This window comes from Candidatus Binatia bacterium (genome assembly GCA_023150935.1).
Taxonomy (GTDB): Bacteria; Desulfobacterota; Binatia; order HRBIN30; family HRBIN30; genus JAKLJW01.
In genome coordinates this window covers 45,877-69,838 of the sequence record JAKLJW010000021.1, presented here as the reverse complement: position 1 = coordinate 69,838, position 23,962 = coordinate 45,877, and the positions used below count along the sequence as shown (strand labels likewise).

The 23,962-nt window shown below is 66.5% G+C and carries 14 protein-coding genes; 13 read left to right on the top strand and 1 reads right to left on the bottom strand.

Annotation, left to right across the window (positions count from 1 at the left end; translation table 11 throughout):
- Nucleotides 1–25 precede the first annotated feature (25 nt).
- The 13 genes from L6Q96_13610 (at nt 26) to L6Q96_13550 (ending at nt 22,358) form a co-directional block, all read left to right on the top strand.
- The gene (locus tag L6Q96_13610) at nt 26–6,817 is read left to right on the top strand and encodes a hypothetical protein (protein MCK6555596.1); all 6,792 of its coding nucleotides are present in this window, start codon (nt 26–28) and stop codon (nt 6,815–6,817) included.
- 16 nt (nt 6,818–6,833) lie between these two features.
- Entirely contained in the window at nt 6,834–8,072 is a 1,239-nt protein-coding gene (locus L6Q96_13605; protein MCK6555595.1) for a hypothetical protein, read from the top strand.
- A 196-nt stretch (nt 8,073–8,268) separates the two neighbouring features.
- Nucleotides 8,269–8,514 (top strand): hypothetical protein, encoded by a 246-nt coding sequence (locus L6Q96_13600; protein ID MCK6555594.1) that lies wholly within the window; start codon nt 8,269–8,271, stop codon nt 8,512–8,514.
- Nucleotides 8,499–8,732: a hypothetical protein gene (locus L6Q96_13595; GenBank protein MCK6555593.1), complete on the top strand. Its 234-nt coding sequence runs from the start codon at nt 8,499–8,501 to the stop codon at nt 8,730–8,732. Before L6Q96_13600 ends, L6Q96_13595 begins: the two co-directional genes overlap by 16 nt.
- A 150-nt stretch (nt 8,733–8,882) precedes the next feature.
- Nucleotides 8,883–9,815, top strand: a complete 933-nt coding sequence (locus L6Q96_13590) for a hypothetical protein (protein MCK6555592.1) — start codon at nt 8,883–8,885, stop codon at nt 9,813–9,815.
- A gap of 69 nt (nt 9,816–9,884) precedes the next feature.
- Nucleotides 9,885–10,976 (top strand): lipopolysaccharide heptosyltransferase II, encoded by a 1,092-nt coding sequence (waaF, locus tag L6Q96_13585; GenBank protein ID MCK6555591.1) that lies wholly within the window; start codon nt 9,885–9,887, stop codon nt 10,974–10,976.
- 514 nt (nt 10,977–11,490) lie between these two features.
- Entirely contained in the window at nt 11,491–12,201 is a 711-nt protein-coding gene (locus L6Q96_13580; protein ID MCK6555590.1) for a Crp/Fnr family transcriptional regulator, read from the top strand.
- A gap of 43 nt (nt 12,202–12,244) precedes the next feature.
- Nucleotides 12,245–13,393: a TIGR04053 family radical SAM/SPASM domain-containing protein gene (locus L6Q96_13575; GenBank protein MCK6555589.1), complete on the top strand. Its 1,149-nt coding sequence runs from the start codon at nt 12,245–12,247 to the stop codon at nt 13,391–13,393.
- A 90-nt stretch (nt 13,394–13,483) separates the two neighbouring features.
- A complete protein-coding gene (locus L6Q96_13570; protein ID MCK6555588.1) occupies nt 13,484–15,790 on the top strand; it encodes a PAS domain S-box protein in 2,307 nt (768 codons plus the stop codon).
- 210 nt (nt 15,791–16,000) lie between these two features.
- Nucleotides 16,001–17,305 (top strand): HAMP domain-containing histidine kinase, encoded by a 1,305-nt coding sequence (locus L6Q96_13565; GenBank protein ID MCK6555587.1) that lies wholly within the window; start codon nt 16,001–16,003, stop codon nt 17,303–17,305.
- Nucleotides 17,306–17,458: 153 nt separating this feature from the next.
- Nucleotides 17,459–19,669, top strand: a complete 2,211-nt coding sequence (locus L6Q96_13560; protein ID MCK6555586.1) for a hypothetical protein — start codon at nt 17,459–17,461, stop codon at nt 19,667–19,669.
- Entirely contained in the window at nt 19,669–20,649 is a 981-nt protein-coding gene (locus tag L6Q96_13555; GenBank protein MCK6555585.1) for an alpha-L-glutamate ligase-like protein, read from the top strand. The genes L6Q96_13560 and L6Q96_13555 overlap by 1 nt, the downstream gene beginning before the upstream one ends.
- Nucleotides 20,646–22,358, top strand: coding sequence for a glycosyltransferase family 39 protein (locus L6Q96_13550; GenBank protein MCK6555584.1), 1,713 nt, complete (start codon nt 20,646–20,648; stop codon nt 22,356–22,358). The genes L6Q96_13555 and L6Q96_13550 overlap by 4 nt, the downstream gene beginning before the upstream one ends.
- On the opposite strand, the gene glgA is transcribed toward L6Q96_13550, so the two are convergent.
- Nucleotides 22,276–23,808 carry a glycogen synthase GlgA gene (gene glgA / locus L6Q96_13545; GenBank protein ID MCK6555583.1) on the bottom strand — a complete coding sequence of 511 codons (1,533 nt, stop codon included), beginning with the start codon at nt 23,806–23,808 and terminating at the stop codon, nt 22,276–22,278. The genes L6Q96_13550 and glgA overlap by 83 nt on opposite strands.
- Nucleotides 23,809–23,962 lie beyond the last annotated feature (154 nt).

The following is a 23,962-nucleotide window of genomic DNA, read 5'->3' as shown; positions in this document are numbered from 1 at the left end:
CGCAATAGATACGGGAGGGACGACCATGAGAACGCGGGGTGGGCTGGGGTGGTGGTTGACGGTGATTGTCATTGGGGTGCTCGGCACCGGCGGTGGACCGGTTTCAGTTCTGGCCGAGGCGCCAAGAGCTCCCGGTTCCGACACCGGCGACGGGTCGACGCCGTTTACCGGCCTGGCGCGGGCGCCGGAGGCGAACATGTTCGTCGGTGCGGCGACCACGGCGGTCGAGCTGCAGGTGCCGCCGGGCCGGCACAACCTGACGCCGCGCCTGGCGCTGTCCTACAGCAGCAGCGCCGGGCCGGGACCGTACGGCACCGGCTGGGACCTGCCTCTGCCGCGCGTGCAGCGCAGCACGAAGAACGGCGTGCCGCATTGTGGCGTTCTGGCAGGGCAACGCGATTACGTGCTGACACTGCCGGGTAACGCCGCGGAGTGCGCGCTCGATCTCGCCACGGGTGTGTGTACCGTAGCCATTCAAGAGGGCTTCGTTCAGATCACATACGACGGGGGGGCGAACACCTGGACGGTCCGTGACCGCGGCGGCCTGAAGTATATCTTCGGAGAGGTGTCGGGACATCGTATCGGGAGCGCGGTGGCGGCGCGATTCGTTGCGCCATGCGGCGGAACTTTCGCGTGGGGCGTCAGTCGCATCGTCGATCCGCACGGCAATCAGATAGAGTTCGACTACGATGTTGAGGAAAACGTGCTCTATCCGCGCTGGGTGCGCTACGGGGGGAACCCTGGCGCGGCGCTGCCGGCGCTGTTCGAAGTGGCGTTTAACTGGCGGTGGCGGGCCGCTGGCGATGTCGTCCTCGGCGGCAACGGCGGGTTCCTCGCTCGCGTGCAGCGGCGCCTCGATTCGGTGGACGTGCGGCAATTGACGGACGGGCGCGCCGTGCGCTCCTACGGCTTTACGTATGAGCGCCTGCAAGACGGTCGGCCCACGGGGGACGAGCGGTTCCTCAGTGCCGTCACTTTGTTCGACGGTCAGGGTCGATCGCTGGCCCGTGCCGACGGGCTGCCGGCCAGCGGTACGTTCCTGTATCAGGACGGGACGCTGGGGGTGGGGTTTGCGGCTGGGGCACAGCGGGCCAGCCGGCCGCCACATGGATACGAGGCCACGGCGCTGCGCTGGACCACGCAACAGGGAGGGGGTGGCTGGGCCGACGAAGTGACCCATCGGGACGCCTTCGACATCGATGGCGACGCGATCCCGGACCTGGTCCGCGACAATTTCCCGTTCTTGGATGGCCCGTGCGCGTGGAGTGTCCACCGCGGCGGACCGGAGGGTTTCGCGGCCGAACCGATCGAATGGGAGGTGCCCGAGGCGCTCTGTTACATCGGCATCCGGCATGCGGCCATTTACGGGCAGGCACGCTATGGTCAGATCGAAACCGTTGATCTCGACGGCGACGGCATCGTCGACCTGGTCGACGCCCGCAGTGTGCCGTGGACGCTTTATCGGGGGCGACGCCCGTCGGCGACGACACCGGGCGGGTTCACGGCTGGCGTGTCGTGGCCGGCGCCGCGGGCAGCTCTGCGGGCCGGTGGGAGTACCGTCGAGGGATTCTCTGCCGGCATCCGCGGCATGGTCGATACGCTGGACCTGATCGATCTCAACGGCGACGGCCGCCTCGATCTCGTGCAGGCCGAGCGCGACGACGAGAGACCGCCGTTCGATTGGCAGGTCTGGTACAACACTGGCAGCGGTTTCGAGGCCGCCCCGCAGCTCTTCAACGCCGGCGCCAGCGGTGGGCTGCGATTCGTCCGAGAGGATAGCGGCGTGCAGATTGCCGGCATCTACGACATGACGGGCGACGGTCTGCCGGACCGGATTGTCATGGTCAACACGCCGGCGAACAGTTGGTGGGTATATGTCAACCAGGGCCACAGCTTCGCACCGCGGGAGTTGTGGAGCTTCCCGCATCTGGGCTGTAACTGGTCGGGCTTGCGCGTCCCCGCCGGGCTTTCCGATCCGTCCGTCGTCCGCGAGCTGGTCGATATCAACGGCGACGGCCTGCCCGATATAGTCGACATTTGCGGTTGGAGCGCCGAGCGACCGGTATGGCAGGTTGTGCTGAACCGCGGGGCCGGCTTCGCGACGACGCCGATAACCTGGGCCGCGCCGTACGGGCACGTGCGGGACATCGATTCGTTTCCCGATCAGGTGACGCACCGCGACCTGTTCGACGCCGACGGGGATGGGCTGGTGGACTTCGTCGACTACACGACCGCGGCGACGACCATGGCCGTGCACCGCCATGGCAGTGGGGCGTGGTGTGCGAGTGGCGACGGGCTGCAATGCGATCCGTCGGGTGGGGACCGCAGCGCCCCGAATCCGTATGCCGGGCGGCCGGGCGTGTTGCGGGTGTTCGAAGACGGTATCGGCGGGACCACGACGCTCGACTACCGGCCCTCGACCGACTGGGACAACCGCGATCTGGACGGTGTGCCCTCTCTGCCGTTTGTGTTGTGGACCGTGGTTGAGATCGCGCGCAGCGACGGTCTTTGCGCCGACGACTGCGACGACCCGCCGGCGGCCCACGAGATGCGTACGCAACTGACGTACTGGAACGGCCGGTTCGATCCCGGGGCCCGGGAGTTGCGCGGCTTCAGAGTGGTAGAACGCGATGACGGTGGCGGCGCCGTACACTCGAGCTGGTTTCACCAGGACGGGGCTCGCAAGGGGAAGGTCGAGCTGGCGCAGACGGCCACGCCGACAGGAACCGTGCTCGGTTTCACGTACGACTCGTGGGCGTGCGTGGCTCTCCCATCCATGAGTTCGGTTACCTGTCCCGCAGTGACGACGGGGGCGGCTCATGCGGTCCGCCTGATGCATTCCGTGCGCGCCGAGTCCAGCAACGGGGTGGTGAACCGCTTCACTTATCTGCGCAACCACGAGTGGGACGCGTACGGTAACGTAACGCGGTCGAGGCGTTATGGGGGTGGGGCGACGCCGCTGGAGACGACCACCGCGTTTGCGGTCGATGTCGCGGGCGGGACGGTGCTGGACCGCCCGCGGCGTACGACCGTGCGCGACAACGCCGGCGTGGTGGTTGCGGAAAAGTGGTATGCGTACGACCACCGCGCACCGGGGGCCGTTACCGCCGGATTGGCGACGACCGCGTGGGAGTGGTTGGATCAGGTCTCGGTGGCGGGACTGCCGGAGGGTGAATCGTGTCCGGAGGCGCCGGCGAGCGGGAGCGGACGGTGCGTGACGACACGCATGGCCTACGATGCCCTCGGCAACCTCACGCGGCTGGTCGACGCGGCCGGGCAGATTACCGAGACCGAGTACGATGCTGCCACCCACCTTTACGCCGCAACCGTGACGACGCCCCTGGGGCACCGTATTACCAGCGGTTACGACCCGGGATGCGGCACGAAGTTGTGGCAGACCGTGGCCTACGATCCGGCTGTGCACACTGCCGCGAGCGCGGCGCGGACGGCGTTCGCTTACGACGAGTTCTGCCGGCTTGTTGCCACTACGGCACCCGGGGAGAGTTCGGCGGTGCCCGATGTGCGCCTGCAGTATCGGCTCGGCGCGCCGGGAACCCCGAGTCGAGTCAGCCGCGGCCGACTTGGACCGTACTCGCGGTCGGCCCTGATCTGGCACGATGAATTTTTCGATGCTTTCGGACGGCGCATCCAGGTTCAGCGCGATGCGGTCGTCGACGGGCAGCGCCGTGTGGTGGTCGAGGCGACGACGCAGTTCGATGCGGTGGGTAATCCGGTGCGGCAGTACGCACCGTCGATCCTCGGTGCCGGGTCGCCCGTGGGCGAGTACCGGCCCGCCGCGGCGACCGAGCCGGCAACCGAGACCGCCTACGACGCGCTTGGACGCGTGGTTGGCGTCGCACAGCCGGATGGCGCCGTTGTGACCCACGACCGGGGTACTGCCTGGGAAACCACGACGCGCGATGCTTGCGTCAACGCCGGTACGTGTCGCGGTGCGACGACGCGGGAACGGCGCGATGGCTTCGGTCGAGTACTGGAAGTGCAGGTGTCGGAGGGCGACCGCGTACTCCAGAGTACCCGGCGGGGGTACGACGCTCTGGGCCGGCTGCGTACCCTGACGCAGGATAGCGAGGGAGGCGCATGGAACCCGGCGACGACGATCGACATCGCTTACGATTCCCTGGGCCGCAAGATACGGGTTGCAGACCCGGACTCGGGTACGTGGCGGTACGGGTACGATCTCGTGGGCAATCTCATTTACGAGGACGATCCGACGTCCGGGCAGCACCGGCAGTTCTGTTACGACGCCGGTGGGCGCCTGGTGAAGAAGGTGGTGATCGGCACGGGCGACAGCTTCGATGCCTCCGCGTGTACGGGCCCCGCGACGGCGACGTATCGCTACGACGACGGTAGCGGCTGTCCGACCAAGGACTGCGCTCGGGGAGGCTGTGCCGTGGGACGGCTGACGCAAGTCGAGGAGGCAGACGGCGGGGGCGTGCGCTTCTGCTACGACGCGCGGGGGCGCAAGGCTCAGGCCGAGGTAACGATCGTCGCCGCCGGCGAGTCGCAGCGTGCGGTGATGCGTTACGCTTACGACCGTGCTGGCAGAGTGACGCAGCTTACCTACCCCGATGGGGAGCGGTTGAAGTACTACTACGACGCTGCCGGCGGGCTGCGGCGCATGCGCGGCAGGACCAGCTATGTGCGCAGCCTGACTTACGACGTGTTCGGTCGGCCGCGCGTTCTGGTGCGCGGAAACCGGGCCACGGACACCTTCTTGTACCACGGTGCGGATGACGGATTCCGCCTCGCGCGGCATACGGTCACCGGCGATTCGGGTGCGACTGTGCTCGACTATGCGTACGAGGCGTATCTGCCGACCGGTAAGCTGACGCATCTGGTCGATTGGACAGGAGGGGCCCAGGTGTTGGACAACAGTGCGACGATGGCCTACGACGCGCTCGGCCGGGTGACCGGCGTTGCGGGGCCCAACCTGCCGTACGGGTCCGGGTACGAATACGACCGTCTGGGCAACATGACCGTGAAAGACGGCGAGCCGTTGCAGTACGAGACCGCACACCCGCATCGGCTCGCACGCAGCGCGAGCGGTACGGCCGCCCACGATGCAAATGGGAATCGGGTCGTGGCCGGTGGGCACGTGTTCGCATACGACGCCGAGAACCGGCTCGTCGGAGTGGACGGAGGGGCCGTGTCATACGGCTATGACCACGCGGGTCGGCGCACTGTGAGCGTGCGCGATGGCGAGGTGAGGCGGTATTTCGGGCGGCTGGTCGAGACCTCCGGCGGTACGATGACCAAGTATTACTACGCCGGCGGGATGCTCGTTGCCTCGCAGCAGGTGTCGCTCCCGTACGGCGCGATGACCGGCACGGGGCGCCTGGTGCGAGTGGCGGCCGCGGGGGGTGGGCGCTCGGGTGTGGCACTGCTGTTGGGGGATGAGGCGTCGTGGGTGGCACTCGGCCTGTGCGGCCTCGGGATCGTCGGATTGATTGCCGTACCGGGAGCGCGTCGGAGGCGAGTCGTGGGCCTGGCCGTCCGCAGGGGGCACGTAATCGCGGCGGTCGCGCTGGTATGCGTGGCCACGACTCCGATCCATGTGCGACCGGCGGTCGCGCTTGGGGTGCGAACGATCTCCTACCATCACGTCGACCATCTCGGTTCGACGCAGTCGATCACCGATGTGCGCGGTCGGACGACGGCCCACATTCGATACCTGCCGTACGGTGGGGTGCGGGGCCGTTTCGACGGGTACGGTGTCGCGCGCGGCGGCGACTGCAGGTCGTTGCCTTCGTGCAGGGAGTTCACCGGTTACGAGACCGAGCCGCTGACCGGTCTGCAGTACGCCGGTGCGAGGTTCTACGATCCCGGTGTCGGGAGCTTCCTGACCCATGACCCGGCGCGACAGTTCGCCAGTCCGTACACGTATGGTAACGGGGATCCTTTGAATTGGACCGATCCGGACGGCGAGTTCTTCGAGATCCTGGCTGCCGTGGTGATCGCAAGCGTTCTGTCGGCGGCAGTTCGCGCGGTAATCGCTGCGGCCTCCGGGGCCAGTCTGGCTGAGATCGGTAAAGCGGCTGCTGCCGGCGCGATCAGTGGGGCGGTCGGCGTAGGACTCGGGGTGGTGGTGGCCGGCACGAGCATCGGTCTGAGCTCGTTGTCCGGCAGCTTGCCGAGCAACGTCGGGGTTGGAGATGTGATACAGGCGCTGGGCGATGTGGCGTTGCGTTCGGCGGCCGCGACGGTTACGGCTGATACGCTCGGAGGGGCGGCTGAAGCGGCGGGGGCACCGCAATGGGCGTCGATGCTGGTGTCGTTTGTGGGTGGGTATGCGGGGACATATGGCTACGACCAGTATCTTACGGGGCCGTTGGGGAGTGCGGCGGGAGGAGCCGGGTTGACGAAGGTCAGCAGCAAGAGCGTGCACCAATCGGTCACCGCCAGAGCGGCGAGTGACGCGGGGTATACACCGTTCCAGGTGGAGGAAATCGTCGCCGCCAACCTTCAAGAAGACGCCGATGTTTGGTGGAATGAGGGCCATTTCGCGGATGGCGCTCATGCGGAATTCTACCGGTTGGCCAGTGAGGCTTCGAGGTTGTGGGGCTCGTCCCCGAATCGCGACTTCCTTGTCTCCCTTGGCGGGGCGTCTCATTATTTGCAGGACCCGTATGCCCTCGGGCATCTGTTCCCTGGGACGCAGCACCTCAAGGGTCCAGCGGGTGCGCCGTTCCGGTTCCTTGTGCATCAGACGGTCGGTGGCGAAGTAACCCTTCTTGGCGCCCAGTTCGAGGCAAACCGGAGGTTCTTTCGGGCGCTTCCGGCCGTGTTGGCGATATAACCGGAAGGAGACTGCCGTGTGGCTTGTCGTTATCGCTCTCATGCTGTTTGCCGGACTTCAACGCGGCCCTCGGTGTTTGGCTGCCGAGGTGGAGCAGGTGCCGGCTCATTGGGTGGACTCCGAAAAGGTGGCGCCGCGGAACGTCACGGATTTCGAGTGGTACGGCATGCACTTCGTATCGCCGGGCCGGGGCTGGTTGGTGGGGTACCCGATGGTGCTGGAGATCGATGGGGACAGTTTGCGGCTGTGGTTCGTGGGTCGGACGTGGTTTGCCAACCTGTGGACCGTGGATGCCGCCGACGCTTCCCACGTATGGGCTGGCGGGGCAGAACTCTACCGGTTCGGACCTGAGCGGTTTTCCGTTCGAGACGTGAAGTCGGAGGGGCTGTTTATCAATTGGGACGGTGCGCGATGCTCCGCGGTCGAAGCTCAGGGTATTCCGTCGTTGTCGGTGGGCATCGAGAAGCTTGCGCTCGGCGGGCCGGCTGACGGGTGGGCAATCGCGCGGTTCGAGTGGGAGACGAATGTCTTCGGCACACTTCTCCTCCGGTTCGATGGCCGGAAGTGGGAGGCACGGAAACCGGGCTGGCCACTCGGTGAGCAGTGGTCGATGACGGATCTCTGTCTCGAGCCTGACGGTGGCGGATGGCTGGTCGGCTCCCGGCGCGAGGGTGGCGATCGGCGCCGCCCTCACGCCTTCCGGCGTGTGGGCGGCGACTGGAAGGAGGTGCCGGTTCCGCCGATACATTATCCGTCGGTTCGTATGGACGAGGTTCACTGCCTCGATGACGGCGGTGCCGTCGTCCGCGGCAGCGCCGCCTTCGACGACGACCCCCTGCGGCGGGATCCAGACCCTGTATTGTGGACCTTCAACGGGACGTGGGAGCGGGTTGAGTTGCCCGAGGATCTGCGTTCTGTCGCCTTCGAGGCGCTTGCGGTCGTCAACGCACAGGACTACTGGCTTGCGGTCAGCGATCCGTTCCGCCGGGCGGGTGGTGAGTTCTTCATGCACTTCTCGGGCGGGCGCTGGGAAAGGGTGCCCGGCCCGACCCTGCCGCCGGACATTGCCCAGCGGTACATCGTCAGGCAAGTGCAGTTTGTGTCGCCCACGGAGGGCTGGGCCATCGCGCGCGGCTCGGGCGCCGGAAACTTGAGCCGTGGCCTGATCTTTCATTACAAGGACGGCGTCTGGCGCGTGCGGAACTGGAGCTGGAACTGGTGGGACGAGAAGTGGTTCGGCTTCAAGCCCATGTAGGGGGCGAGTGGAATATCGTCTGCGAGATCAATCAACTCACCGCCCACGCTGATTTACGATTTCCGCGTTTGATCGCATGGTGCGAAGAATTTCGGAATGCGGATTTCGGATTGCGGACGACGGATTCATGAGTTCCGCAATCCGCATTCCGCAATCCGCAATGGGTTGCGGGCGATAGCCCGCGCCATGCTGCATCATGGCCTTCACCTGCACTGACGGGGGCGCGGCCGAACGGGTGCCGCGCGACCACCTGCACGACAACGCCGCTCTCTTCGACCGCAAGCGCCGCGCCTGCAAGGGGGCGATTGCGAGCATCTACTCATCGTGGAAGAAAGACCATGACGAATGGGCGAGCTCGTTCGAGTTCGCGCGCGGGCCGGTGCCGGTGCCCCTGTGCGTCACGAGCGACGCCACGGGGCTGGATGGGTGTTCTGGCATCTGACGCGCGAGTACGGGCCGCTGCGCAATTCCGACGACGAGGACCGCATGCGCTGGGTGACGATCCCGATCGACTCGAAGGTGTTCGACCCCGACAAGGGTAACGAGGCGGCGCTGTTGCCGACAAACCCGGAGTACCAGCCGATCGTGCTTGCTGCCGACGACGCCGCGCACGTCGAGATGATTGCCGAGATGGTCACTGTTCTGCGAGGTACAGGATGATCCTCGAAGGTTGTGGCGCGCCAGTCAACAACACGTTGCAGCCGACCGCGATGCGCGCTGCCGCTGAAAGTCAGGGTTCGCGAGCGAGACCTCCTGCAAAGCGGTGGTGCGGGCGCCGCGCACGACCGACGGAGGTGCCGGGAGCGTCGCATGTCTGAGCCGGGGTATGCCGGGGACGCGGCGGCCCCGATGCCTTTCGAGATCGAGATGGAGTGGCCCTTGCCGCCCTGCTTCTCGTTCGTTCAGAGCATTACCGACATCGATCCGGGGCGGGCCGCACGTGGCATATGTGTCGTTCCGCACGCGGAGCCGCGAAGCCCTGTCGTCGGGGGCGCCGTGCCACAGTTATCGCCGAGCTTGATTACGGAGGCGATCGGCCAACTCGCCGGTTGGGTTGCCATGGCCAAGGCCGACTTTCGACGGCGCCCGATTGCGGCTTTAGCCGGTGAACTCGAAGCGAACGCCGGGGCATGCAGCGATACCCGGCTCCAACTGGAGGTCGAGATCGATCGCTGCGATCCGGATTCGGTTTCCTACGGCGGCCGCGCATGGTGCGGCGAGCGGTGTCTGGTGGAATTACGGCGCAGTGTCGGTCCGATGCTCTCGATGGAGGAGTTCGACGATCCCGCTGTAGTTGAGCGGCAGTTCCGGGTGCTATGCGAGGCCGGGGCCAACCCCCCGACTCCGCCGGCGGAATTAGCGAACCTGAGCATTTCCGGCGTGGCGACCGAAGCGGATCGGACGCTGCGGGCGGAGGTCAGGGTGCCTGCGGACGCTTCGTGGTTCGCAGGCCACTTTCCTCGCAAGCCGGTGCTGCCGGGGACGATGCTGGTCGACGTGCAGGCGCGACTGGCGGTGGAGTTAGCCGGCCGGGTGCTTCCGGGCCGGCCCCGGGCATTGCGGCCCGCACGGGTACGGGGTGTCAAGTTGCGCGCCTTTGTGCCGCCCGGGGCGATCGTGGTCTTCGAAGGCAGGGTACGAAGTAGTGGCGGTGGCAAGATCGACGTGGTCTTCGAGGGGACGATGCAGGGCGTTCGAGTTTCATCGGCGCGCGTCGAGTTGGTGCCGCAGGTTGAGCCGTGACGGCGCAGCGATCGGCGGAAACGGATTACCACGGCCGCCGTGTCCGGTGCGCTTTGGTAATGGATAGCGGTGAAAAAACGGATGGAGCACGAGACCCGGAGTACGGCGCGGGGACGGGGCGCAGTCGGAGCGCCAGACCGGGTGCTGATAAAGGCGCCGAACTGGCTGGGAGATCTCGTCATGACCCTGCCGGCACTTCGCGCCCTGCGGGTTGCGTATCCGCAGGCGCGCCTGGCAGTGCTGGTGCGGCGGGAACTGGCGGGCCTTTATGATGGTTGCCGCTGGATCGATCGGGTCGTGCCGTACTCGGTGGCGCCGGGTGTCCGGGGGATTGCCGACCGCGCGCGGCTGATCGGCGAGCTGCGGGGCGGGCGCTACGATCTTGCGGTCGTGTTGCCGAAAAGCTTCGAGTCGGTGTTCTGGGTGTGGTTGGCAGGCATTCCGCGTCGGGCCGGGTTCCGTTCCGATGGTCGAAGCTGGATGTTGACGAACGGAGTGCCGTTGCCGCGGTTGCGGCGCGGCCACCAGTCGGGAGATTACCTCGATCTGCTGCGCAATGGTCTCGGCGTCGCGGCAATCGACGACCAGCGGTTGGAAGTGGCCCAGCATCACCGCGAGCAAATGGAGTCATGGTTGGCGGCGCGGGGCGGCGCGGGGCCGCTGATCGCCATGGCAGTGAGTGCCGCCTACGGTCCGGCGAAGGAGTGGCCGGAAGGCCGGTACGTCGGTCTGATCGAGAGGTTAGAGAGTCGGTACGGGGTGCGCTGCGTGCTGGTCGGCGCACCGGGGGAACGCGAACGGTGCCGGCGGGTGGCTCAGGCGAGCGCGGCGTCGCCGATTGTGGCGGCCGGGGAGACCACGGTGGGGCAGCTCGTCGCGCTGCTCTCGTTGTGTGACGGGTTCGCCGGTAACGACTCCGGGGCCATGCACGTAGCGGCTGCGGTGGGGATTCCGACTGTCGGTGTATTCGGGTCTACGGATCCGGAGCGGACCGGGCCGCGCGGCCGGTGCGTGGCCGTCGTGCGCCGGCCACTTGCGTGCAGTCCGTGCCTGGAACGGACCTGCCGGTACGGCCATTACGATTGTTTGAACGCCATCACGGTTGACGCGGTGGAAGGGCAACTGGTGGCGCTCGGAGCGTTGCGCCGCGCAACTGCTTGATCCCTCGCGGTGCGGTTGCCACTCCGATCTCCGGGGGGCCGGGGCGCAGACTATCAGCTACGACGCTGAGCTATGTCATACCACCGCTCCGTGGACTTGAGTACTTGCTGCGGCGTGGGTGAGGAGGTCGGAACGAAGCGGGTGTCGCGGTGTAATGGGCAGCCGTCTTCGTCGTTGTAAATGGGCGGTACCGTCGCGTCGATTTGACCTACGATTCCAGACCTACCAACGCGTTTCACGCAATTGCTGTAACACGCAGGCACAGCGACCCCCGACAACCCGCGCCACGGCGCCAAATTCGTGGCCACCTCTCGTTAGAGCACGGAACCGCCCTCACCACGCGAGCCTTCGACTGGGAAGGCTCGCGCCCCTTTTTTAGGGGAAGGTGCGCCGTAGCAAAGCCGATCTCGGGTGCTTGCGCCGCTCCGGTACGTCGGCCATAGTTGACCTTAAATGGTCAGCTTGAAGGTGGGCTTGGCGGCTGTGTGTCGGCCGGGAGCCCCGAGGGTACGGCGTGCGCAAGATCTCGTGTGAGCACTGTAGTATCCGTGGGTCGAGCATCATTGCCGACCTTACGGATGGACAGATCGACAGTTTCCGCGCCTGCGGGGTTTCGGCGGTATACCGGCGCCGACAGGTAATCTTTCACGAGCGCACGCCGGCTTCAGGACTGTATATCCTCTGTCATGGCGCGGTTAAGCTCTACCAGTCGGACCGGTTCGGCCGCGATCATATCCTCGAAGTGGCCGGCCCTGGGGACGTACTTGGCGAGCTGCCCACCGACCCTTCGGAACCATATTCCGTGTCGGCCGAAGCCGTCACCGACGCCCAGCTCTGTTATTTGCCGCGCGAGCGCCTGGTCCCGTTCATCGAAGCGTATCCCCAGGTGGGGGTGCGACTGATCGCTGCCCTGAGTCGGGCCCTCAGCGCGGCACGGCGCAAGGTGCGCACGCTGGCTTTGAAGAATGCGGAAGGACGGCTCGCCGAACTCCTGCTGCAACTGGCGCCTGGAAACGGCGGCGAGGGGCGGCCGACGCGCGTGCCGATGCCTTACTCGCGGAGGGAAATCGGCGAGATGATCGGGGTGTCGACGGAAACGGCCATACGGCTGTTGGCCGGGCTGAAGCAAAAGCGGGTCATCGAGTTCGGTCGCCGGGATCTGGTCCTCGTCGATCCTGAACGACTCAAGCGCCTGGCTTACCAGGACAGCATCGAGGGCGCGTGAGTTGTGTGGGACTGAGTCAGCCTGTGCTATGGGACCACCGAACATGACGGCGTCTCGACCCTCGGGCCCATTTGGCCTCGATTTTGCCCGCACACCGTTCACGGTCATCTGGGAAGTTACGCGGGCCTGCGACTTGCGCTGTGTTCACTGCCGCGCCGACGCGCAACCGGCGCGTGCCCGGGATGAGCTGACGACTGCCGAAGGCAGGGCTCTGCTCGACCAGATCCGCGACCTGGGCAGTCCGGTGTTCGTTATCACGGGGGGCGACCCACTTAAGCGCCCCGATCTGTTCGAGCTTATCGAGTACGGTGTGGGATGCGGCCTCAACGTTGCGGTGACGCCCAGCGGCACACCGCTGTTCACCCCGGCCGCTGTGGCGCGGCTTGCCGATGCGGGTGTGAAACGCATCGCCCTCAGTCTGGACGGGCCGACGGCGGAGGTGCACGACGCTTTCCGCCAGCAGCCGGGTTCTTACGGTTGGACGGTCGAGGGAATTCGGACGGCCGGCAGGAGCGGTTTGCCGGTTCAGATCAATACCACGGTGACGCGACGGACGCGCGCGTACCTGCCGGCGATGGCCGCCCTCGTTGGCGAGTTGGGTGCGGTGATGTGGAGCGTGTTCTTCCTGGTCACCGTGGGCCGGGCACGTTCCGCCGATCAACTGGACCCTGTCGAGTACGAAGAGATCTTCGCGTACCTCTACGAGCTGTCGAAGAGCTCGACCTTCGCGGTACGAACGACCGCGGCACCGCACTACCGGCGCTACGTTCTGCAACAACAGCGCCTGGAGAAGCGCGCCGGGGTGGTTACGGGCCCGCAGGCGCGCGTCGCGGGTATGGTGGACATGCCGCGTGCCCTGCGTGGCGTGACCGACGGCAATGGCCTGGTGTTCGTGGCGCACACGGGGGAAGTGTACCCGAGCGGATTTCTGCCGATTCGGGCCGGGTCGATCCGGGAAACGCCGCTTGCCGACCTGTATCGGGAGGCCCCGATATTCCGTCGACTCCGCGACACCGCAAGTCTGGACGGCAAGTGCGGTCTGTGCGAATTCCGGCACGTGTGCGGCGGGTCCCGAGCGCGAGCCTTTGCTGTTACCGGCGATCCCATGGCGGCGGAGCCCTCTTGCACTTACGAACCGGGGCCGGCAGTCGAGGGCTCCCTCACCAGCGTAGGCGCCGCAGTTCCACTGTGAGGTCGAGACGGTGCAGGATGGGGACGGGGCGCGCCTCAGCCCGAACGGCATTCTCCGACGCGCCCCGGGTCGGCTGCGACGCACACTACCATGGCGACGGTTCCGATCCGGGTTCTCCTCGTAGAGGACTCCGCGGCCGACGCGGAGTTGATCGTCCACGAATTAGAGCGGGGCGGCTATGCCCCCGAGTGGCAGCGCGTGGAGACCGAGGCGGCGCTCGCGGCCGCCTTGCGCGATGGAGAGTGGGATCTGGTCACCTGCGACTTCCGTTTGCCCTTACTCGACGCGTCGCGCGCACTGGAGCTGATTCGTAACGCCGGGATTCAAGCCCCGGTTATCGTCGTTTCCGCCGAACACAGTCCTCGGGCCGCGGTGACCGCACTCAAAGGTGGCGCGGCCGATTACGTCGAGAAGCAGACGCTTGGCGCGATCGTTCCGAGCATCGCTCGCGAACTCCATCGCGCCGAGGCGCGGCGCGCGCGGCGACTCCTGGCGGCGGCCCAGCGCGAGTGGGAGCAGCGGTTCGCGGCAATATTCCAGGAATCGCTGGATGTCATCCTCATCATCGATGCGGCGACCGGGACTATTCTAGAGGTCAATAAGAGCGCCGAGCGGCTCCTGGGGTATGCTGCTGGGAGCCTTAGCGGCAAGGATTTCTCCACGCTGCTGCCGGCCGACAGCCCGGTGGGGCCAGTAGAGCAGGTGCGGGTGCGCGGCGACGTGTTCGAGCAGCAGGAGTTTCGCTGCGCCGACGGCTCCTCGCGTCCGATGGACCTTACTACAACCATGGTCGAGTGGAACGGCCGCGCGGTCATCATTGCGACCCTGCGGGACGCACTCGAGCGTCGACAGGCGGAGGAGGAGCGGGCGCGCCTGAGTGCCGCCGTGGAGCAGGCGGTCGAATCGATCATGATCACCGATCCCGACGGGCGGATCGTCTATGTGAATGCGGCCTGCGAACGGATGACCGGGTACGGGCGCGCCGAGCTGACGGGGCGGACGGTGGATCTGCTGCGGACCAGCGAACGCGACGCGGCTGCCTTCCAGGAGATGATGTCCGCCCTTTCGGGCGAACAGAACTGGCACTGGGCAGAAGTCCAACGGCGCAAGGACGGGACCTTTTACGAAGCCGACGTCGTCGTGTTCCCGGTGCACGAGAGTTCGGGCCGCCTGATCAACTACGTCGGCCTTGCCCGCGATGTGACTCGCGAACGGCAGGTCGAGGCGCAACTGCGCCAGGCGCACAAACTCGAAGCCATTGAGCGGCTCGCCGGCGGCATCGCGCACGACTTCAACAACCAGCTCACGGTGATCAAAGCGTGTACGCAGTTCCTACTGGCCAAGCTGCCGGGCGATCACCCGGGCCGTCGCGACGCCGATCGCATCAACGATACCGTCGACACCAGCGCGCGGTTGATCCGCCAACTGCTCAACTTCAGTCGACCCCACCCGATCGATACGCGTCCCGAGAGCCTGGCGGCACTCGTCGGCGAAATGGTGCCGATGTTACGGGTGATGCTGGGCGACCACATCCGACTCGAGGTCCGCAGCGCCCCCGAGGTCTGGCCGGTGCGAGCCGACCGCGGCCGGATAGAGCAAGCCGTGATGAATCTCGTTGCCAACGCGCGCGACGCCATGACACCGGGTGGCCGCGCCGGCGTCGGCGATACGGTTACGGTGGAAACCGCGAACGTGACCCTCACGGAACGGGAGCACGGTCTCGTAGAGGACGTCAGGCCCGGCAATTACGTCGTGCTGACGGTGCGGGACAACGGACCCGGCATCGCCCGGGACGTGCGAGAGCACATATTCGAGCCGTTCTTCACCACGAAAGAGATCGGCCAGGGTGCCGGTATGGGTTTGGCCACGGTGTTCGGTATCGTCAAGCAGCATGGGGGCCACATCAACTGTGCCAGCGGCCCGGAGGGTGGCACCGCGTTTCGCATCTACTTCCCGCCCGAACACCCCGTGGTACCCCGTGTGCGCGAGGCCGGTGTTGAGGCTTTGCCCGCTCGAACCGGGCGCCCGACCGTACTGGTGGCGGAGGACGAGGACAACCTGCGCGACCTGCTGGTGCGCGCGCTCGAGGATGCCGGTTACCTCGTGCATAGCGCCGGCGGGGCTGCCGAGGCCCTGGAACTGGTCGGGCGGATCGGCACACCGATCGACGCCATCGTCTCTGACGTCGTCATGCCCGGCGAAAGCGGCGCGCTGCTGGCTCGACGCCTTCGCCGCGCCTACCCGTCGTTACGGGTACTACTGATATCCGGATATCTTGCCGAAGACCTCGACCTCGCCGACATCGCCGGCGCACGCTTCCTGCAAAAGCCTTTCGATATCGAAGCGTTGCTGCACCACGTCGCAGCACTTCTCGGGGACCCTGCGGCCGGCGCCTGAACCGGGGCCGCCGCGGTCCTCCGCCGAGCGGTGGGCTGGGGGTGCGGACCGCAGTCGTGCCGCGCGCGGGGCGCCGCCGAATCCTGTACCCATCGGCACTACTGTGCCGGTCTGACCCAATTTTCGAGGTGGGCACAAGTTTGGTGCGCGAGCCGGGGCGGTTTGGCATGGAACTTGTGGGTGAGGAGGTTGGGGAAGGAGATCATGGGAATGGCAACGAGGAAGTCGACGGTGGTGACGTTGCGGTGGGTGCTGATCATCGCCTTCTCGTACCTGCTGATAGTCGATCCGGTGGCGCAGGCGGTACCCGGGTACGTCGCCTTACTGATCATCGGGGCCCTGGCGTCGAATCTGGTGGTGGCGCGCTTGCCCGAGGCATGGTGCGAGTCTCAGGTGTTCGAGATCGTCATCGTCATCTTCGACGCATTGTGGGTTACGCTTGGCCTGAGCTGGGCACCAAACGTGTCCGGCGATCTGTTTCTGTTGTACTTCCTGGTCATCTTCGTGGCCGCGGTCGGTGGTTCGCTCTCGATGATCGTGGGTAGTGCGGTGGTGGTTGCGGTGGCGTACGGGGCCATGCTGTCGATGCGGGACGGTAGCGAGCCTTACCTGACGACGGCGGCATTGCTGCGGGTGCCGTTTCTGTTCGTGGTGGCGCTCTTCTACGGCTATTTCGTTACCGAGATCCGTGGTCGCCAGTCCGAGGCCAACGATGCGCGGTCGCGCGAGCAGGCCAAGACGGAGTTGCTGGCCGCGGTGAGCCACGATCTCCGTGGACCGCTCGGTAATGCCGAGAACCTGCTGGCCCTGGCGCTGGAGATGCAGGAGGGCGGCGCGTCAGTCGACCGTGGTCTCCTGTTGCGAGCCCAGGTCAACGTGCGGCGGGTGAGTCTGCTGGTCACCAACCTGCTGCAAGCCGCCAGTATCGAAGCCGGCAAGGTGTATTTCCAGCTCGCGCCAGTGCAGGTGAATGACGTCGTCGACGATGTGCTGACCCTCGCTCAGGGCGGCGCTCAGCTCAAGGACATCAGCCTGCGACGCGAGTTGGCCGATGGTCTCCCGGCGATAGTTGCCGACCAGGTTCAGCTCGGCCGTATTCTGGGCAACCTGATCGATAACGCGATCAAGTACACGACAAACGGCGGCAAGGTGGTCGTCAGTTCGAGTGCGGACGAGAGGGCGGTCTGCGTGGCGGTAAGGGACACCGGTCCGGGCCTGTCCGCCGAGCAGTGTACGAGTGTCTTTGCGCCGTACCGCCGCGGCAAGGCCTCGACACGAGCCGCGGGGACCGGGCTTGGTCTCTACATCGTGAAGCGATTGACGGAAGCCCAGGGCGGCTCTGTCACCGTTACGAGCGAGGTTGGTGTGGGTTCGACGTTCACGGTTTCCTTCCCCCGACCCGTGCCGGCGGAGCGGGAGCCCATGGGTTTCCCGACGCGGGCCGTCGAGGTGCTGGCGCCACCCCCCTCCGGCGCTGGTGCCGACGCGGACCCGACATCGGTACGGGCGGCGTGAACGGGACCCACTCGCGGGCACGGTGGCTCACCCTGGCTGCGCCGCCGTGCCCTTATTCTTCCGCGCCACTGCCAACCCCCGGAAACTGTGCGGCCCGTCGGGTTCCCCGATTTCCTTGATCGTCCATAAGCCCGCTGTTAGAGGGGAGCCCGCATGCGGTTCCTGCTTGTGTTCGCGCTAGCGTCCTGGGCGGGCCTGGCGGCGGCGCAGGACCTTCCCGAACCGACTGCCGGCACGGAAGTCTTCAGCGGGGCGGGCGAGGCTCCGGGTCCGGCCGAACGACCGCCGCGTCCGATCACCACGTACTGGAACGTCCAGCTCTTCATGCAGTTGAGCGGCGGCCCGCCATCGGCGCACGTTGCCGCGCTGCTGCCGCTCTCGGATCGGCATCAAACGGTGCTCGAACGGCGCGTCGCCGCCGAGGGCTTTGTCTATCGCGACGTACCGGACGCCCCGAATCTGCGCGGTTCGTTCACCCGCGTCGATCCTGCGGTCGGGTCGGGACGCATCGCCTACGACTTCACGGTGGCGATAACCGACAGCAGTCAGACCGTCCCGTCGGTGCCGCTCGCGGCGCTCGCCGTTCCGGAGCGGCTACGAAGGTATATCGAGGCGTCGCCGTTCATTCAGTCCGCAGACCCGGAGGTGAAGCGAAGGGCGCGGGAGTTGATTGCTGGCGGGCGCAGCGCGGAGGACGCTGCCTGGGCGCTGTTTCAGTACACTGCGGCGTTCGTGCGCGGGGGAGCCGGCGAGGCGACAGAGGACGCTCTTACGGTGCTGCGCGAGGGGCGCGGGAGTACGGCGGGTAAGGCGCGCTTGCTGGCCGCCTTGCTGCGCAGCGTCGGGGTTCCGACGCGTGTGGTTGGCGGGCTCAAACTCGCTGACGCCACCAAGCGCCGAGCGACGATCTCCTGGGTCGAGGCCTTTTTCGGTGACGGATGGGTGCCCCTGGACCCCGGCGGCGGGCACTTCGGCTGGCTGCCGAACGACTATTTGAGCCTGTACCGCGGTGACGAGCCGCTGCTCGTGCACACCTCGGGTACGACCCTCGACTACGGCTTCGTCGTGCACCGCAGCAGTCGTGAAGGTGCTCGTGCGGCGGCGGAACCCACTCCTGGACCGCACGGCGGGGGTCCGGAGACGCAGGTGGGGGGCGAGCAGGTCAGGACGGCCTCGAGCTACGTGGAGCGACCCGTGGCTTCGGTTGTGGTGTTTGCCGATCAGAGCGTTCCGGAAGCGGTTACCCAGCGCCTGCTCCGCGAGGCCCAGGCGGACGAGATCGATGTGGTTCTGCTGACGGCTCGTTTCGAGTCGCGATACTTCCGCGAGCAGTACCTGCAGAGACTGATCCTCAACAACCTGAGTTTGGTCCGGGGTGCCCATGTTGTGCTGGTGGCGACTCACGACGATGCCGGTCTGTACGCCTTGATGGCCCTCGGGGAGAAGCACCTGACGTTGCGGGACGCGCGCGTGGTGGTATCCGGGGGATTCCCGCGCGCGGTCGGCAGGGTGCTCGGCACGGTGCTCTATCGCTTGGTGGTGCCTACCGGCGAGGTCGTGCTGGTCGACCGGCCCGCCGATCTGCTGGCGCTCTGGGAGATGGTGCGCGCCAACGTCATCAATGGCGTGCCGATGGCCGAGGAAGCGAAGAAGTGGGACCTGGACCCGGTGGTTCTGGACCGCCGTAGCTACGAGGATCTGGGAGTGTGGCGCCGTGTCGTGGTCGCCGGCTGGGTGCGGGCGGTGCGGGCTCAGGTTCCGCTGGAGGCTTTGACGCTCATCCTGGTGCTGCCGGTGATCGCGGCGTTGATCGTCGTGGCTCGCACGGTGGTGGGCGTCGAGACCTTCGGGACGTTCTCCCCGGTTATCGTGTCGTTGGCCTTCGTAACCACCGGGCTGCAGTGGGGGGCCGCGATCTTTGCGGCCATCGTCGGCGTCGGGGCCGTAGTCCGCGGTCTGCTGCAGCGGGTGCGGCTGCAACTGGTGGCCCGGTTGGCAATCCTCATTGCGATCGTTGCCGGTACGATGGCGGGTCTGACCGTACTCGGAGCGTCGTTCGGGATCGGGGCGCTGATCAACGTCAGCATCTTTCCGATGGTCATCATGGCCGGGGTGATCGAGAACTTCTCTTCGTCTCAGGCGGAGCTGGGGACCCGTGAGGCGATTCGGCTGGCGGTCAACACGTTGGTCCTGGCGGCGATCTGTTACCTTGCCGTCGATTTTACCGGGTTACAGTCAGTACTGTTGAGTTTTCCGGAGTTGCTGGTGGCGGCTATCGCCGTCGACATCGGCCTCGGGAAGTGGCGCGGATTGCGACTGCTAGAGTACGTCCGTTTCTTCGACCTCGGCCGGCGGGCGAACTGATGGTCGGTCTGTACAGACGGGTGCGGCGTCTGCGGCGCGAGGTCCTCGGGATCAACCGACGCAACGGCGAGGTTCTGCTGCGGGTGAATCCGCAGCGGTTGGTGGCCCTGGTCGACGACAAGGCTCGGACGAAGGCGGTACTTGTCGAGCACGGGATTCCCGTTCCGGTCACGTTCGGGGCGTACACTTCGACGCGACAGCTCGGCGATTTGCTCGATGAGGCGATGCGGCGGCAGGAGTTCGTCTTGAAGCCGGCCAGAGGTGCGGGTGGGGAGGGCATACTGGTCGTGGTGGGGCGCCGGGCAGAGCGCTTCCTGACAGCCGGCGGTGCGCAGGTGTCCGCGGCCGATTTGCTGTCGCGGGCTGCCGACATTCTGGCCGGAGCCTTCGCCATGAGCCAGGCCCGCGACCAGGTCATTCTGGAAGAGCGCCTCGTGCCCGAGCGTACCCTGGCTGCATATACGCCCGGGGGCGTTGCGGACGTGCGCGTCGTGGTGTTCCACGGCGTACCGATCATGGCCATGGCGCGGCTGCCGACTCGGCAGTCGGCCGGGCGGGCGAACCTGCATGTCGGGGGCATCGGCGTCGGGCTGGAGTTGGCGACTGGCCGTGCCGTGCATGCGATCCGGTGGGGAAAAGAGATCGCCCGACATCCGGACACGGGCCAGGAACTAGCGGGGCTGCGCATTCCGGCATGGTCGGAGGTGGTGCGCATTGCGGCCGCCAGTCACGACGCCGTGCCGCTCGGGTATTTCGGCATCGACATCGTCATCGATGCGCGGCGCGGTCCGGTGGTGCTGGAACTGAATGCGCGACCGGGATTGGCAATCCAGTTGGCGACGGGGTGTGGGTTGCGGCCGCTGCTGACGGCAGTGGAGGCTCGGCATGACGCCTGCCACGATGTCGCGGCGCGCATTTCCCTCGGGTTGGGGCTTGCGGGCGATATCGAAGGGCCGATCGAGGGAGAGCGACGTTCGTGAGCACGCGGGTACGCGTGACGGCACGGGCGGGGGCCTTACTGCTCGGTGTGGTCGCGTGCGCGGCCTGGTCGACCAGCGCGGCCGAGTACGGTTGGCCGTTCCGCCTGTGGGTTGCTGCGCTGGTCCTTTACGTTACCGGTTTTTCCCGGGCGCGGCATCCGGTTGCGGGGCCGCCTGTGCCGATGTGGGTCGGCCTGGTTGCGGTGGTTATCGTGGCGGCGGCATTTCGCCTCCCCGGTCTTGCGTCGATTCCTGGCAGCATCAGCATCGACGAGTTGCTCCCGGGTGCGGAGGCGTTGCGCATCGCACGCGGTGAAGGGCCTAACGTGTTCGCCAGTCTCGGGTGGTTCACCATGCCGAGACTGAGCTTCGTTGTGCAGGGAGGCGTGCTGGCCCTCGCCGGGGACGAGCCGTTCCGGGCGTTGCGCCTCGCTTCGGCGCTCATGGGTCTGGCGGGGCTGCTGGCGACCTTCGGCCTCGGGCGCCGGTTGGTTGGGGACCGGGCGGCGCTCGCCGGGACTTTCCTCATGGCGGTGTCGCTCTGGCATCTGCACAACAGTCGGACCGGGTTTCCTTTCTGGCAGTCCTCGTTCGGCACGGCGTTGGCGCTCTATCTTCTTATCCGCGGTAGACAGGATGGCAGCGCCGCGATCGTCGCCCTCGCCGGCGTGGTAACGGGTCTCGTGCTGCAGTGGTATTTCCCGGTCCGCATCCTTCTACTGCTGACTCCGTTGCTCCTCGTGATCGACTGGTTTGAGCGTGGCGATCGCGTTGCCGAGGCGGTCGCGGATGCGGGTTGGTTTATTCTTGGGGTCTTGCTGGCGCTGGGGCCGCTGTTGACGGTGGTGCCCTGGGGGGACCTCACGGGGCACTCCCTGGACGTCATGCAGGCTCCGGGACGGAGCGGCTGGACCGCGAGTCTGGTTGCGGAGCACCTCGGCGAGAGTCTGCGCATGTTCAGCCGCTGGACGTATCTTGCCGTCTTGCATCGGTCTCCGGCCGGTCTGCTGGATGCGGGTACACGCGCGGCATTGGTGGTGGGCATCGCGGTGGCGCTGCTGCGGGGACGACCGGCACCGCTGTTTCTGGTGGGCTGGCTTGGCCTGACGTTGTTAGTGGGCGTCGTGTTGACCGACTCGCCGCGGGCGTCATACCGCCTGGCCGCGGCGATGCCGGCGGTCTTTCTACTGGCGGGCTTTGGGGCCGACCGGTTACTTGCGGCGGCGCCGGCGGATGGGCAATGGTACGCGCGCACGGTGCGACCGGCCGTGGTTGCCGCCGCGATGCTCGGGGTGATGGCGCACAATGCCTACCTCTTCTTCGGGGAATATCTCCGCGAGGACGGACGAGAGACGACGCAAGCGGCGGCGTTGCGCGAGGCCGCGGCGCGCTGCGACGGTCGGCAGGTGGTGCTGGCGCTGGGAATCCAGCATGGCGCGGAGATGGAGGTCTTCTGCAAAGGTGCGATGAGTGTCGCACCGGCCGACGCGGTGGTCGCGATCGCACCCGATCGCCCGGTTACCGTCCTGCTGGCACCCGACGCGACGACCTTACTCGGGGATCTGCGTTCATGCTTTGCGGGCGCGACCGTGCGCACGATTCGCGGCCGCGATGGCGAGGCCCTTGTTATGGCGTTCGACGTCCCCTTCCCGCGTGGTCCTGGCGTTCCGGGTTGCCGCATCCGGCCGTTATGGGAAGCGACTCCGTGAGTGAAGCATCCGGTCGTATGCGCCGGTAGAGGTCCATGTAAGCCTGAGCGGAGCGGTCCCAGGAGAAATCGGCGCGCATACCGTTACGGCGAATCGTCGGCCAGTCCGGGCTGCCGTAGAGGTCGAGCGCGCGTTCGAGACAAGCGCGCAGCGCGGACGCAGTGTAGGATTTGAACTTGAACCCGGTACCGCTGCCGGTCTCGTGGTCAAACTCGGCGATGGTGTCCTCCAGCCCTCCGGTAGCATGCACTACGGGAACGGTGCCGTAACGCAGGCTGTAGATCTGGTTGAGCCCGCACGGTTCGTACCGTGAGGGCATCAGGAAAATATCGCTTCCGGCCTCGATCTTGTGGGCGAGAGGCTCGTCAAAGCCGATCCGCACCGCCAGCTGACGCGGGAACTGCGCCCGCAAGTCGCCGAGCAGGCGGGCGTACTGGTCGTCTCCGGTGCCAAGTATCGCCAGTTGCAGGTTGTGTCGCTGCAGCATTGCCGGGACGACCTCGGCAAGGAGATCGAAACCCTTCTGGGCGGCGAGTCGCGAAACGATACCGATCAATGGCGTCTTCGGAGAGCAGGGCAGGCCGATCGTCTGCTGCAGGTCGACCTTGCACGCGAGTTTGCCGGCGGGATCGTTGGCGGAGTACCGGGCGGCGATGAACGGATCGTGTTCCGGGTTCCAGTCGCGGTAGTCGACCCCGTTCAGGATGCCCAAAAGGTCGCTGCGGCGCTGGCGCAGCAGGCCCTCGAGCCCGTAGCCCAGCTCGCGGGTCTGAATCTCGCGAGCATACGTTGGACTCACGGTCGTCAGCGCATCGGCGGCGACCAATCCACCCTTCAAGTAATTGATGCGCCCGTAGAACTCGAGCCAGTCGGCGGTGAAGTAGCGCCAGTCGAGGTTCAACAGCGGCCAGTGCGTGCGTTCGAACAGACCCTGATAACCGAGGTTGTGCACGGTCTGCACGGTCTTGACGCCGACCAGACTCGGGTAGCGCGCAGCATCGAGACGCAGGAAGACGGGAGCCAGGGCGGTTTGCCAGTCGTGGCAATGCAGGATGTGGGGCGCACCGAGGTGCTGGAGGAGGGCAGGGATCGCGCGGCCAAAGAAGGCGAATCTCTCCGCGTTGTCCGGATAGTCGCCGCTGGGGGTACCGTAAAGGCCGGCACGGTCGAAGTACTGTTCGGCCTCGATCAAGTAGACGGGAATGGTTTCGTGCAGTGTCGTGGCAAGCACGCCGCCGGTCAGGATGCGATTGGCGATGGGGATTTCGAGCTCGATATCGAGGCGTTGCACGGAAAAGCCGCGGCGCGAAATAACCGCGTAGGCGGGGAGAACGACGGTCACGTCCACGCCGAGCCGCTGCAGGGCGCGCGGCAGCGCCCCGAGAACGTCGGCCAGCCCTCCGGTCTTCGCGAAAGGTACCGCCTCGGCAGCCGCCATTACGACGTGCATGAGGCTCCCTCGATGCCGCGGGGCCGCGGGTGCGCCGCACAGCGGTCCGTAGGCGGCACGGAATCGATCGTGCAAATCCAGCGACACATCGTGCCCGGGTGCGGCCTTTCTTCGGGGCGACGAGGTGAGGGGACGAGATGCCCGACGAATACTG

Coding starts and splice junctions, on each gene's coding strand:
- L6Q96_13610 (MCK6555596.1), top strand. CDS start 26: ATGAGAACGCGGGGTGGGCTGGGGTGGTGGTTGACGGTGATTGTCATT.
- L6Q96_13600 (MCK6555594.1), top strand. CDS start 8,269: ATGGCCTTCACCTGCACTGACGGGGGCGCGGCCGAACGGGTGCCGCGC.
- L6Q96_13590 (MCK6555592.1), top strand. CDS start 8,883: ATGTCTGAGCCGGGGTATGCCGGGGACGCGGCGGCCCCGATGCCTTTC.
- L6Q96_13575 (MCK6555589.1), top strand. CDS start 12,245: ATGACGGCGTCTCGACCCTCGGGCCCATTTGGCCTCGATTTTGCCCGC.
- L6Q96_13570 (MCK6555588.1), top strand. CDS start 13,484: ATGGCGACGGTTCCGATCCGGGTTCTCCTCGTAGAGGACTCCGCGGCC.
- L6Q96_13565 (MCK6555587.1), top strand. CDS start 16,001: ATGGCAACGAGGAAGTCGACGGTGGTGACGTTGCGGTGGGTGCTGATC.
- L6Q96_13560 (MCK6555586.1), top strand. CDS start 17,459: ATGCGGTTCCTGCTTGTGTTCGCGCTAGCGTCCTGGGCGGGCCTGGCG.
- L6Q96_13555 (MCK6555585.1), top strand. CDS start 19,669: ATGGTCGGTCTGTACAGACGGGTGCGGCGTCTGCGGCGCGAGGTCCTC.
- glgA (MCK6555583.1), bottom strand. CDS start 23,808: ATGCACGTCGTAATGGCGGCTGCCGAGGCGGTACCTTTCGCGAAGACC.